The sequence below is a fragment of the Enterococcus sp. DIV1368f genome (genome assembly GCF_051712245.1).
In the GTDB taxonomy this organism is placed as follows: domain Bacteria; phylum Bacillota; class Bacilli; order Lactobacillales; family Enterococcaceae; genus Enterococcus; species Enterococcus faecalis.
This window is the reverse complement of sequence record NZ_JBIOON010000001.1, coordinates 2,692,989-2,706,691: the sequence shown is the minus strand read 5'-3', so window position 1 is coordinate 2,706,691 and position 13,703 is coordinate 2,692,989. Positions and strand designations below refer to the sequence as shown.

General features: G+C 40.9%; 9 protein-coding genes and 1 riboswitch. Of the genes, 6 read left to right on the top strand and 3 right to left on the bottom strand.

What is annotated here, in order from left to right; genetic code table 11:
• Positions 1-84: 84 nt before the first annotated feature.
• Both pepG1 and IGL07_RS13145 read right to left on the bottom strand, forming a co-directional pair.
• Positions 85-228 (bottom strand): type I toxin-antitoxin system toxin PepG1, encoded by a 144-nt coding sequence (gene pepG1, locus IGL07_RS13150; protein ID WP_002415596.1) that lies wholly within the window; start codon positions 226-228, stop codon positions 85-87.
• Positions 229-558: 330 nt separating this feature from the next.
• A complete protein-coding gene (locus IGL07_RS13145; protein WP_010817728.1) occupies positions 559-2,175 on the bottom strand; it encodes a phosphatase PAP2/LCP family protein in 1,617 nt (538 codons plus the stop codon).
• A 91-nt stretch (positions 2,176-2,266) separates the two neighbouring features.
• A riboswitch (M-box (ykoK) riboswitch) is annotated at positions 2,267-2,433 on the bottom strand.
• Between the two features lie 429 nt (positions 2,434-2,862).
• On the opposite strand from IGL07_RS13145, the gene IGL07_RS13140 reads away from it, so the two are divergent.
• Entirely contained in the window at positions 2,863-3,501 is a 639-nt protein-coding gene (locus IGL07_RS13140) for a lytic polysaccharide monooxygenase (protein ID WP_002375448.1), read from the top strand.
• Positions 3,502-3,804: 303 nt separating this feature from the next.
• On the opposite strand, the gene IGL07_RS13135 is transcribed toward IGL07_RS13140, so the two are convergent.
• Entirely contained in the window at positions 3,805-4,797 is a 993-nt protein-coding gene (locus tag IGL07_RS13135) for a biotin--[acetyl-CoA-carboxylase] ligase (protein WP_010817727.1), read from the bottom strand.
• Positions 4,798-4,935: 138 nt separating this feature from the next.
• Here IGL07_RS13135 and IGL07_RS13130 point away from each other — a divergent pair, with 138 nt between their 5' ends.
• The 5 genes from IGL07_RS13130 to rpoC all read left to right on the top strand — a co-directional run bounded on the left by IGL07_RS13130 (position 4,936) and on the right by rpoC (position 13,701).
• On the top strand, positions 4,936-5,151 hold the full coding sequence (locus tag IGL07_RS13130; RefSeq protein ID WP_002354768.1) for a zinc ribbon domain-containing protein: 216 nt from the start codon (positions 4,936-4,938) through the stop codon (positions 5,149-5,151).
• 173 nt (positions 5,152-5,324) lie between these two features.
• Entirely contained in the window at positions 5,325-5,555 is a 231-nt protein-coding gene (gene mazE / locus IGL07_RS13125) for a type II toxin-antitoxin system PemI/MazE family antitoxin (RefSeq protein WP_002354773.1), read from the top strand.
• Positions 5,555-5,896: a type II toxin-antitoxin system PemK/MazF family toxin gene (locus IGL07_RS13120; protein WP_002360937.1), complete on the top strand. Its 342-nt coding sequence runs from the start codon at positions 5,555-5,557 to the stop codon at positions 5,894-5,896. The genes mazE and IGL07_RS13120 overlap by 1 nt, the downstream gene beginning before the upstream one ends.
• Before the next feature lie 370 nt (positions 5,897-6,266).
• Complete coding sequence (gene rpoB, locus IGL07_RS13115) at positions 6,267-9,881, top strand: DNA-directed RNA polymerase subunit beta (RefSeq protein WP_010712913.1); 3,615 nt, start codon at positions 6,267-6,269, stop codon at positions 9,879-9,881.
• 166 nt (positions 9,882-10,047) lie between these two features.
• Positions 10,048-13,701: a DNA-directed RNA polymerase subunit beta' gene (gene rpoC / locus IGL07_RS13110; protein ID WP_002354777.1), complete on the top strand. Its 3,654-nt coding sequence runs from the start codon at positions 10,048-10,050 to the stop codon at positions 13,699-13,701.
• The last annotated feature ends 2 nt before the right edge of the window (positions 13,702-13,703 follow it).

The following is a 13,703-nucleotide window of genomic DNA, read 5'->3' as shown; positions in this document are numbered from 1 at the left end:
GTTGTGCTATAATGATAAAGAAAAGAGAGATATGCTTCCAACATATCTCTCTGATGTAGAGCCGTTTAAGACGGTGACCCGTTATTATTTTTTCTTGTCATTTTTAAGCAATTTCACAATCAGCGCAATCAAAGCAATGGTAAACATACCAAACCCTAGGATCGTCTGAATTGTTTCATATGCTGACAAAAGGCCTCTCCTTTCATAGATTTTAGCACTTACATTCATAAGCACCACCACCGAAAGGGAAAGTCTCTGCTCCTACGCTTCTCACTTTGTTGCGATTCTCGTCGCAAAGCGCATGTTCCTTTGTGCTTGCCGCCGCCATAACTTCTCTACGCTTAGAGTATACTATGTAAAACAAAAAATAATTAGTTTCCAATATATTTTTTAGGCAATTGTACTATAATGGTAATGAAAAGAGAGCTATGCGCTAACATACTTCTCTGATGTAGAGCCGTTACTAACGGTGACAAAAATTAATATTTTTGAAATGACCGTCTAACTAGCCAAAGTTAAGCAGCGCCCCTTTCATTAAGGGACGCTGCTTTTTAGTCTTTATTGCGATTGTTCAGTGTCTTTTGTAGAGAGGTTCATTTGTTCTTTGATGGCATTTTCGACACGTTGGCGTTCACTCTCTTCCACAAGTTGATAAGAAATACCTTCAATCCCTGTCACGCCATCGCCAGTGTAATCGTAGCCTTTTAATTGATCGGTTTCAATCGTTTTTAGTGCGGGGGTGTATTTTTTTAGCATCGCCATCATTTGGTCAAAGGACAAGTCGGTTTCGCCATGTTCGCCGATTACGTCCAGAATTTCTTGATATTTTAGCAAGCTGTTAAAAGAAAGTAACTTGTTGGTTAATTCAATTAAAACTTCTCGTTGGCGGCGTTGACGACCATAGTCGCCTTCAGGGTCTTCGTAACGCATGCGCGCGTATTGTAAAGCTTCCCAGCCCCCTAAATGCTGTTTGCCTTTCGGATAATGAATCCCTTCAGCGTCAAAAGCAAAGGCGTTGTCAACAGTGACGCCGCCCACCGCATCGCCAAGGTCCTTCATAGCATCCATATCAATTGAAAAGTAATGATTGATTGGGATGTGCAAGACATTTTCAACCGTTTTAATTTGCATATCGGCACCACCGAAAACGTGGGCCGCATTGATTTTATTGTATTCGCCATTGGTGCCAGCCATTTCCACATAGTAGTCGCGCGGGATGCTAGTGATGGTAGTTTTTTGTAATTGATTATTCACTGTGACCACCATTAGGGCGTTGGAGCGGTAATCGGTTTTGCGTTTTGAGTCATTCGCAATTCCCATAATTAAGAAACTAACCGGTTCCCCTTTGGCTAAATCGGGACTTTTCGTGGAAGATTTTCTTGGTTTATACATGGTATTCGCCGTTTTTTGCAAATTGCGATACATGCTGACGCCGTAAGCCGAAACAGAAAGTGAGCCTAAAAATAAAAGGGTTAAACTGAAGACCACGAATAAACTTTTTCTTTTACGAGAATGGCGGCGCCGGCGTTGTGTCGGTACTTCTGCTTCCTCTGGTTCAGGTGCCGGCAAATAACGTTGAACAATTTGAAATGAAAAGTTGATCCAGCTATAACTTAGGAGCATCCCAGCGATGACATCACTAGGATAATGAACGCGTAAGATTAAACGACCTAACACAATCAAAACTAAATAAGTGAGTAAGAAAATTTTGATGCCTTTGGTTTTTTCAACATGAAGATAGGCCAAAATGATCAAAATCGTACAGACTAGCGCCATTGCTAATAATGAATGTCCGCTGGGAAAGCTAGCAGAGCTCCGGTCAGCTAAAGCGCCTAGGTTTGGTCGAGCCCGACCCACCACATGTTTAAAAACGCTCCCTAAAAAGCCGACAGCTAATAGGTTACTGACAGCCCAAAAGGCTAGGATTTTTTCTTTTTTGCGTAAAAGGTAAACCATCAATAATAAGAAGAATAGCAGCATTGGTCCAATCGTGGCTGTTTTTGCTAACAGATTGACCGCTGTTAAAAGTGGGGCATTTAATTGCCATTTGATGTGATAAATAGCTTCGTCCATTTGTTGAAACCAATTTGGACTAGCCGCCACTAACAAAGTGAGGAAAGTAAAACCAAGCGTTGTTAGGGCATAAAGTGGAAATTTTTTATTCGATGTTTGCATGAGAATCCCTTTCTTTTTCCCTTGAAAGAGTAGACTAAGCCAGCATCGATCGTAAATAAGCGCTTGCGACTAAACAGGACACAGCAAGCCAATCGGTTCTCATCGTCTGAGCTTTAGCACTATCCAACGTAAAGATTTCTCTTAGCTATTTTTAGAAGAGCCTTAATTCGACCATTCCTGTTTTACACATTGGTGTCTTTCGACATTTCTGCGCAATAGCCTATGTTTGGATAGGAGCCTCACCTAACAAGGTTATTTTATCTAACGCTAGAAGTATAGAATTTATGCAGCGGTTCTCACAATGAAGTTTAAGAAAATTTATTGTTTTTTAAATAAATTTAAAGGTGTGGGGAAGTGAAGCAGTTAAAAAAACAGTACTTGAGCATTCTAAAAAAAGAGTGGGCAAGGCTGTTCTCGGTTAATCGCTATAAATAGTTGGGTGTTCAATAATGATAAATTAAAAAACAAACATTTTTTATAAGAGTGCTATAAGTTTTTCTCAGTAAAAAAGGCGAACAGTTGCTATTGAATTACTAGTTCATTTAAAATAAATATGTCGACAATAATTGTGCACAAAGTTGATGGTCGCTATCGAAAAAGTAAAAATGATGTTGTGGAGATTTTACGTTTCAGTTGATTAAGATTACATGTTTTTTGAAGGGTTTTGCTTATAAGGGAGCGATATACATGAAAAAAATGATGTTATTCATAATTGCAGTAGGCGCAACGATGATCAGTGTTTTTGCTTTAGGAGATGCACAGCAGAGTTATGCACACGGCTATGTTGATAGCCCAGTCAGTCGAGTCAAAAATGCGGAAGCAAACGGATTTGGATGGGGACCTGGTCAAGACAGCTCACAGCCAGAAATTATCACGACACCCCAAGGAATTGAAGCGCCAACTAAATTATTAGACACGGGTCAATTAAATGGAAGGTTGCCTTCAGCTGGCTTAGCAAGCTATTCCAAACTAGATGAACAAACAGCCACTCGTTGGGTAAAAAGTAATATAACAACAGGAGAGAATAATTTTAAATGGGTGATGACGGCAAAACATAAGACCAATCGTTTTAGATACTATATGACGAAACCTGGATGGAATCCTAATGCACCATTAACGATGGACGAAATGGAACTGATTGGCATAGTAGGGCAACCAATCGGTCAAGATTTACCTCCTGGTCAAGGATTTATGGTCAATGATACAGAAACACACAGAATAAATATTCCCGCTGATAGGAAAGGATACCATGTTATTTATGCCGTTTGGGATATCAATGACACGATTAATTCATTTTATCAAGCGATAGATGTTAATGTTCAATAATCAGGTATCAAGATAATGCGGCTGAGACAAAAGTGCTTAGCACCAAGAACCAAGTAGGTTCTGTTCAACACTTCCAAAGGCTCAAATACATCGAGTAATCGCAGATGTCATCTATTTACTTTGCAAATAGTATTTCTCAACACTTAAGAAGGCTAAACTGCGACGAATGCTCACATGAGAAAGCCAATAAGAAGAAATTTCCGAAGGGGCTGCTTTTGTTCAGCTGATTATCTTCAGAAGTAGCAAGTGGGACATCAGTCAAAACGACTGATGTCCCACTTGCTTTTTTCTAAACTTCCCCACTTATCCTCGACGCCATTCACCAATCTGGTCCAAACTAATTTCTCCAGAAGACAACGTTTTGGCCGTGCCATCAGGCAACTGGACAATCAATTCTCCATTTCCATTAATGGTTGTCGCAACGCCGCGGAAGTCTTGCCCGTTTTGGGTAAAAGCGACGTCTTTGCCAATCACAAAGGAGCGTTGCCGGTATTCTTCTAAAAAGTCTTTCGTTGAACGTTCGTCTAAAATCTGGTAAAAATGATTCCAAATGTTGGCGACTAATTCATTTCGCGTCGCCGTCGGTTCACCATCTGGGAAAAGGGAAGTCACTTTCTGCCGAATGTCCTCAGGAAATTCGGTTTCTGTAATTGAAAAATTAATCCCCATGCCGATGATAACATTAGAAATCTGCCCTGTTTCCACATTGCTCATGGCTTCCGACAAAATCCCGCAAACTTTTTTGCCATTTAAATAAAGGTCGTTGACCCATTTAATTTCTGTGTGAACGCCTGCCAGAGCATCCATTGCTCGAGCGACCGCTACGGCCATAATCACAGTATATTGAGCGATTTCTTCAAAATTTTGGTTCGGTTGAAGCACCATGCTCATGTAAATCCCTTTACCTGGCGTAGCGAAAAACGGCCGGCCGAACCTGCCCCGCGGCATTTCTTGCATGTCAGCAACAATCAAAGTATTGTCGGGCGTTTGGTCTAAAATCGCCCGCTTAGCATCGGTCATGGTAGATTCAGATGTTTCTAGGACGGTAATTGTTAAAGGCGGTGTTTGTGACCATAACGCCAACTGAATGCCTTCTGCAGAAAGGACATCTGATTTTTCAAGGCGATACCCCTTATTTTGCACGCTAGTAATTTGATAGCCATCTTTTTTCAATTCATTAATTGCTTTCCAAATAGCTGTGCGAGATAAGGACAGACGTTGTGCCATCTCTTCGCCGGAAAGGAATGCGGGCGTTTGTTTCATCAATAAAGTTAGGACTTGGCTTTTTGTCGACATATTTTTTCCTCCGATTCGTTATGCTTATTGTAGCGGAAAGGAAAAGGCTTGGTCAACTAGTGAAAAAATCCATCTTAGGATGGAGGAAAATGAAGCAGGCGTTTGCTATACTTGTTTTATTGAGAAGGAGTGAGGGGAATGGAAAAGCAACAATATGTTTGTGAGAAATGTGGCAACATGCACTATGTGTCGGACCAATTTCAAGCAACAGGTGGGAACTTTGCGAAAATTTTTGATGTTCAAAATAAAAAATTTATTACAATTAGCTGTACCCAATGCGGCTACACCGAACTTTACCGCAGCCAAACAAGCGGCGGCATGAATGTCCTAGACTTTTTATTAGGTGGCGGTTAGTCAAAAACGAATGCATCTTTGCATTCGTTTTTTTGTGTGTGAACAGGAAGATAGGGGAAAATGCGTAATTATTTATTACGCCTTATATAGTAAACTCAGTCACATTAAGTGTGATTTAAAATTCTTTCCATCATTGCAAAGGCATAGTATAATGAAGCGAAGGGAGTGATTTCATGCTAACAACTAAATCAAGAAGACAAGGAAGCTCGGTCGTTTTAACTTTACCCACTGATAATGGTAAAAAACCAAAAGTCGACCAAGAATATATTGTGATGTATTCTGACGACGGTACAATTACATTAGTCCCTAAAATTCAGGATCCATTTAGTGAAGGTCCAGAAGGTGAGTATTATGAAAAAGATGAGTGGCATGATCTTGCACCTGAGGGGAGAGAACTTTTTTAATGAACGTTGAAAAGAAGTACATTCCCAAAAAAGGAGATATTGTATGGATTGATTTTGATCCTGCTGCAGGTAAAGAAATTCAGAAGAGACGCCCTGGTTTAGTCGTGTCAAGATATGAATTTAATCGGAAAACCATGTTTGCTGTGATTTGCCCGATTACTTCCACCATTAAAAATATTCCCACTCGATATACGTTGCCCGATGACATAGAAACTCATGGGCAAGTAGTGATCTCACAACTGAAATCTTTGGACTTCACTGAAAGAAAATTAAGTCAGATTGAGCATTTGCCATTAAAAGATATGGCGAAAATTGACCAAATAATTGAATATATTTTCTAGTTGTTGAAAAAATGCGTAATTATTTATTACGCATTTTTTCATTAAAACCCTTTACAAAAAAACTCCTTTTTATGAAAAAGAAAACCTTAAAGAAACCCTTGACTTTTCTAGATAAAGGTAGTAGAATCTATAGAGCAAAAACTATCTGAAAGTGACGAAGCAGGAGCGAAATATTGTCCGTTCCGGTTTTTTATAGGAAAACAAAAGTAGAAACGCCAGAAAATTTTTCGGAAGCATGTTCTATTTTTGGTTTTTTTTTGCTTAAAAACTGCAAAAAATGCTTTTTGTTACATATATTTAATATATGTAACGTAAATGTAATTTTTCGGATCGGTGTTTTGATAGACTTATAACTAGAGGGGTGAAGAGCTTGGCTGGACACGTAGTAAAATACGGAAAGCATCGCGAACGTAGAAGTTTCGCACGTATCAGTGAAGTATTGGAATTACCAAATTTAATTGAAATCCAAACAGACTCTTATCAATGGTTTTTAGATGAGGGACTTCGTGAAATGTTTGAAGACATTTTACCAATTGATGATTTCCAAGGAAACTTATCCTTAGAATTTGTTGACTATGAATTAAAAGAACCAAAGTACACAGTAGAAGAAGCCCGCGCACATGATGCCAACTATTCTGCGCCATTACATGTAACATTACGTTTAACCAACCGTGAAACTGGTGAAATTAAATCCCAAGAAGTCTTCTTCGGCGATTTCCCATTAATGACAGAAATGGGTACCTTCATCATCAACGGGGCAGAACGTGTTATCGTTTCCCAATTAGTTCGTTCTCCAGGTGTTTACTTCCATGGAAAAGTGGACAAAAACGGCAAAGAAGGTTTTGGCTCAACAGTCATTCCTAACCGTGGTGCATGGTTAGAAATGGAAACAGATGCGAAAGACATTTCTTATGTTCGGATTGACCGCACACGTAAAATTCCTTTAACTGTGTTAGTTCGTGCTTTAGGTTTCGGTTCAGATGATACCATCTTCGAAATTTTCGGCGACAGCGAAAGCTTACGCAACACAATTGAAAAAGATTTACACAAAAACGCAAGTGATTCTCGTACAGAAGAAGGCTTGAAAGACATTTATGAACGTCTTCGCCCAGGCGAACCAAAAACAGCAGATAGCTCACGTAGCTTGTTAACTGCACGTTTCTTTGATCCAAAACGTTATGATTTGGCAAACGTTGGTCGCTACAAAGTTAACAAAAAATTAGACTTAAAAACACGTCTATTAAACTTAACCTTAGCGGAAACGCTAGTTGATCCAGAAACTGGTGAAATCATTGTCGAAAAAGGCACGGTTTTAACACACCAAATCATGGAAACATTAGGCGAATACATTGACAACGGCTTAAACAGCGTAACTTACTATCCAAGTGAAGATGCGGTAGTAACTGAACCAATGACGATCCAAGTGATTCAAGTTCTTTCACCAAAAGATCCTGAACGTATCGTAAATGTGATTGGTAACGGCTATCCAGACGACAGCGTAAAAACAGTTCGTCCAGCAGATATCGTTGCTTCAATGAGCTACTTCTTCAACTTAATGGAAGATATCGGCAATGTCGATGACATCGACCACTTAGGTAATCGTCGTATCCGTTCAGTAGGTGAATTATTACAAAACCAATTCCGTATTGGCTTAGCCCGTATGGAACGTGTGGTTCGTGAAAGAATGTCTATTCAAGACACAGAAACATTGACACCACAACAATTAATCAACATCCGTCCAGTGGTAGCAAGTATCAAAGAATTCTTTGGTTCTTCACAGTTATCACAGTTCATGGATCAAACAAACCCATTAGGTGAGTTAACCCATAAACGTCGTCTATCAGCCTTAGGGCCTGGTGGTTTGACTCGTGATCGTGCCGGTTATGAAGTTCGTGACGTTCACTACTCTCACTATGGTCGTATGTGTCCAATTGAAACGCCTGAGGGACCAAATATCGGGTTGATCAATAGTTTATCTAGTTACGCAAAAGTGAATAAATTTGGTTTCATCGAAACGCCTTATCGCCGTGTTGATCGTGCGACAGGCCGTGTTACTGATCAAGTAGATTACTTAACAGCAGACATCGAAGACCATTATATCGTAGCGCAAGCGAACTCAGTTTTAAATGAAGATGGCACATTTGCCAATGATGTTGTTATGGCGCGTCTACAAAGTGAAAACTTAGAAGTTGCCGTAGACAAAGTTGACTACATGGACGTTTCACCAAAACAAGTAGTCGCAGTCGCAACAGCATGTATTCCTTTCTTAGAAAACGATGACTCCAACCGTGCCTTGATGGGTGCCAACATGCAGCGTCAAGCGGTGCCGTTAATTCAACCACGCTCTCCGTGGGTAGGTACAGGGATGGAATATAAATCAGCCCATGACTCAGGTGCTGCTTTACTATGTAAACATGACGGTGTCGTAGAATTCGTCGATGCAAAAGAAATTCGCGTTCGCCGCGACAATGGCGCATTAGACAAATATATGGTTACTAAATTCCGTCGTTCAAATTCAGGAACAAGCTACAACCAACGCCCAATTGTTCACTTAGGTGAAAAAGTTGAAAAAGGCGATACTTTAGCGGATGGACCTTCTATGGAAGAAGGCGAAATGGCTTTAGGGCAAAACGTCTTAGTTGCCTTCATGACATGGGAAGGTTACAACTACGAGGATGCCATTATCATGAGCCGTCGTTTAGTTAAAGACGATGTTTACACTTCTGTGCATATTGAAGAATATGAATCAGAAGCACGTGATACAAAATTAGGACCTGAAGAAATTACCCGTGAAATTCCAAACGTTGGGGAAGACGCATTGAAAGACTTAGACGAAATGGGGATTATCCGCATTGGTGCTGAAGTTCAAGATGGCGACTTACTAGTTGGTAAAGTCACACCTAAAGGGGTCACAGAATTATCTGCAGAAGAACGTTTATTACACGCAATCTTCGGGGAAAAAGCCCGCGAAGTTCGTGACACGTCTCTCCGTGTACCTCACGGTGGCGGCGGTATCGTTCATGATGTGAAAATCTTTACTCGTGAAGCTGGCGATGAATTATCACCAGGTGTCAACATGTTAGTTCGTGTCTATATCGTTCAAAAACGTAAAATTCACGAAGGAGATAAAATGGCGGGACGTCACGGAAATAAAGGGGTTGTTTCCCGTATTATGCCGGAAGAAGATATGCCATTCTTACCTGACGGAACACCTGTTGATATCATGTTGAACCCATTAGGGGTACCTTCTCGTATGAATATCGGACAAGTACTTGAATTACACTTAGGTATGGCTGCTCGCCAATTAGGTATTCACGTCGCAACACCTGTTTTCGATGGGGCAACCGATGAAGACGTTTGGGAAACTGTTCGTGAAGCTGGTATGGCTAGCGATGCTAAAACAGTTCTTTACGATGGACGTACAGGTGAACCATTTGATAACCGTATTTCCGTTGGTGTCATGTATATGATTAAATTAGCCCACATGGTTGATGACAAATTGCATGCTCGTTCAATCGGACCTTACTCTCTTGTTACGCAACAACCGTTGGGTGGTAAAGCTCAATTCGGTGGACAACGTTTCGGGGAAATGGAAGTTTGGGCACTGGAAGCTTACGGTGCTGCTTACACATTACAAGAAATCTTAACTTACAAATCTGATGACGTTGTCGGACGTGTGAAAACATACGAAGCCATCGTTAAAGGTGAACCAATTCCAAAACCAGGTGTGCCTGAATCATTCCGAGTATTAGTGAAAGAATTACAATCACTTGGTTTAGACATGCGTGTCTTGGACATTGAGGAAGCTGAGATTGAGTTACGCGATATGGACGATGACGATGATGATTTAATCACCGTTGACGCACTAACCAAATTTGCGGAACAACAATCAGCGAAACAGCTGGAAAAAGAAGCAGAATCAGTCGTGAAAGAAGAAGCGCAAGACGTTGTTCAAGAAATTGAAACAGCCGAAGACAGAGACTAATTTGTCGCTACCACTCTGATGAGTTGATTCAACTGCGACTTTGTTGCAACTGCGCAAGCCATTACTTGTTCCAAGTGTCGTCAGACCTTCTTTCAAGTGATGCTTGCCATTTGCTAACAAGTTGCTGACTCAGCTTCTCTAAATAAGGAAATGGAGGGAATTCCTTTTGATCGATGTAAATAAATTCGAAAGTATGCAAATAGGGCTTGCTTCACCAGAAAAGATCAGAAGTTGGTCTTATGGGGAAGTTAAAAAACCCGAAACAATTAACTACCGTACATTAAAACCCGAACGTGAAGGGTTATTCTGTGAACGCATTTTTGGTCCAACCAAAGACTGGGAATGTGCTTGTGGTAAATATAAACGTATCCGTTATAAAGGTATTGTCTGTGACCGTTGTGGCGTTGAAGTCACTCGTTCAAAAGTACGTCGTGAACGTATGGGACATATTGAATTAGCCGCACCAGTTTCACATATCTGGTACTTTAAAGGAATTCCATCTCGGATGGGTCTTGTTTTAGACATGAGCCCTCGTGCATTGGAAGAAGTCATTTATTTTGCTTCATACGTTGTCATCGAACCAGGTGACACAACATTAGAGAAAAAACAATTGTTAACGGAACGCGAATATCGTGAAAAACGTGAACAATATGGCCAAGCCTTCAAAGCTGCTATGGGTGCCGAAGCCGTGAAACAATTATTAGATAACGTCGATTTAGATGGCGAAGTTGCGCAATTAAAAGAAGAATTAAAAACAGCTTCTGGTCAAAAACGGACACGTGCCATCCGTCGTTTAGACATCTTAGAAGCCTTCCGTGCCTCTGGTAACCAACCAAGCTGGATGGTAATGGATGTTATCCCAGTTATTCCACCAGATTTACGTCCGATGGTTCAATTGGAAGGTGGTCGTTTTGCAACAAGTGACTTAAACGACTTATACCGCCGTGTTATCAACCGTAACAACCGTCTAAAACGTTTATTAGACTTAAATGCGCCAAGCATCATCGTTCAAAACGAAAAACGGATGTTACAAGAAGCGGTCGATGCTTTAATCGATAATGGTCGTCGTGGCCGTCCAGTTACTGGACCAGGTAACCGTCCATTGAAATCTCTTTCTCACATGTTGAAAGGGAAACAAGGTCGTTTCCGTCAAAACTTACTAGGTAAACGTGTTGACTATTCTGGTCGTTCCGTAATCGTCGTTGGTCCGTTCTTAAAAATGTACCAATGTGGTTTACCAAAAGAAATGGCGATTGAATTATTCAAACCATTTGTAATGCGTGAATTAGTACAACGTGAAATTGCAACAAACATTAAAAATGCGAAACGTAAAATCGAACGTGGCGAAGATGAAGTTTGGGATATCTTAGAAGAAGTTATCCAAGAACACCCAGTTTTACTTAACCGGGCACCTACGTTGCATAGATTAGGGATCCAAGCTTTCGAACCTGTTCTTGTTGAAGGTCGTGCGATTCGTCTTCACCCATTAGTTTGTGAAGCCTACAATGCCGATTTCGATGGAGACCAAATGGCGGTTCACGTGCCTCTAAACGAAGAAGCACAAGCAGAAGCTCGTATGTTAATGCTTGCTGCCCAAAATATCTTGAACCCGAAAGATGGTAAACCAGTTGTTACACCATCTCAAGATATGGTCTTAGGTAACTACTACCTAACAATGGAAGAAGAAGGCCGTGAAGGGGAAGGTATGATCTTCCGCGACATGAACGAAGCTGTTTTAGCATGGCAAAATGGCTACGTGCATTTACACTCACGGATTGGGGTTCAAACAACACTTTTAGGTGACAAACCATTTACTGATTGGCAAAAAGAACGAATCTTAATCACCACAGTTGGTAAGATCATCTTTAACGAAATCATGCCTGTTGAGTTCCCTTACTTGAACGAACCAACAGACTATAACTTAACTGTTCAAACACCAGATAAATACTTCGTAGAAGCTGGTACAGACATTCCTGCACACATTAAAGAGCAAGAATTAGTTTTACCATTCAAGAAGAAAAATCTTGGAAATATTATTGCTGAAGTCTTCAAGAGATTCCACATTACGGAAACCTCTAAAATGCTTGACCGCATGAAAGACTTAGGTTACAAACACTCAACTTATGCTGGGATGACGGTAGGGATTGCCGATATCATGGTTCTTCATGAAAAACAAGCAATCATTGATGCTGCCCACAAACAAGTTGAAACAATTACTAAACAATTCCGTCGTGGTTTAATTACTGATGACGAACGTTATGAACGTGTAATCGGCGTTTGGAACGGTGCCAAAGACGAAATCCAACAAAAACTGATCGAAAGTATGGAAGCTCGTAACCCAATCTTCATGATGTCTGACTCTGGAGCCCGTGGTAACATCTCCAACTTTACACAGTTAGCTGGTATGCGTGGTTTGATGGCCGCTCCGAATGGACGAATCATGGAATTACCAATCATCTCAAACTTCCGTGAAGGACTTTCTGTCTTAGAAATGTTTATCTCAACTCACGGGGCTCGTAAAGGGATGACCGATACGGCCTTGAAGACAGCCGATTCAGGTTACTTAACACGTCGTTTAGTTGACGTTGCCCAAGACGTAATCATTCGTGAAGACGACTGTGGCACTGACCGTGGTCTTGAAATCGAAGCCATTCGTGAAGGTAACGAAATTATCGAACCATTAGACGAACGTCTATTAGGTCGTTATACACGTAAATCAGTTGTTCATCCAGAAACTGGTGCAATCATCATTGGTGCGGATCAATTAATCACTGAAGATCTTGCAAGAGAAATCGTGGACGCTGGTATTGAAAAAGTAACCATCCGTTCTGTCTTTACATGTAACACAAAACATGGTGTATGTAAGCACTGTTACGGACGTAACTTGGCAACTGGTTCTGACGTTGAAGTCGGAGAAGCAGTTGGTACAATCGCCGCTCAATCTATCGGGGAACCTGGTACACAGTTAACCATGCGTACGTTCCATACCGGTGGGGTTGCCGGTGACGATATCACTCAAGGTTTACCTCGTATCCAAGAAATCTTTGAAGCACGTAATCCGAAAGGGCAAGCAGTGATTACAGAAGTAACCGGTGAAGTTATCGATATTTCTGAAGATCCTGCCACACGTCAAAAAGAAGTAACCATCAAAGGAAAAACAGATACACGTACCTATACTGTCCCTTACACTGCACGTATGAAAGTTGCTGAAGGCGACATCATCCACCGTGGTGCACCGTTGACAGAAGGTTCAATTGATCCAAAACAATTATTACAAGTTCGTGATGTTTTATCTGTTGAAAACTACCTATTACGTGAAGTACAACGTGTTTACCGTATGCAAGGGGTAGAAATCGGCGACAAACATATCGAAGTAATGGTTCGTCAAATGTTACGTAAAATCCGCGTAATGGATCCAGGTGACACTGAAATCCTTCCAGGAACATTAATGGACATCGCAGAATTTAAAGACCGTAACTACGACACATTAGTTGCTGGTGGCGTCCCTGCTACTAGTCGTCCAGTCTTACTTGGTATTACCAAAGCGTCATTGGAAACAAACAGCTTCTTATCTGCTGCATCCTTCCAAGAAACAACACGCGTGTTAACAGATGCTGCTATCCGTGGCAAAAAAGATCCATTACTTGGATTGAAAGAAAATGTTATCATTGGTAAAATCATCCCAGCTGGTACTGGTATGGCTCGTTACCGTAACATGGAACCAAAAGAAGTTGGCGTAGCTAGCGAAAACGTTTATAGTATTTCAGACATTGAAGCACAAATGGCTGCTGAAGATGCGATGAAAAACATCAATAAATAAAC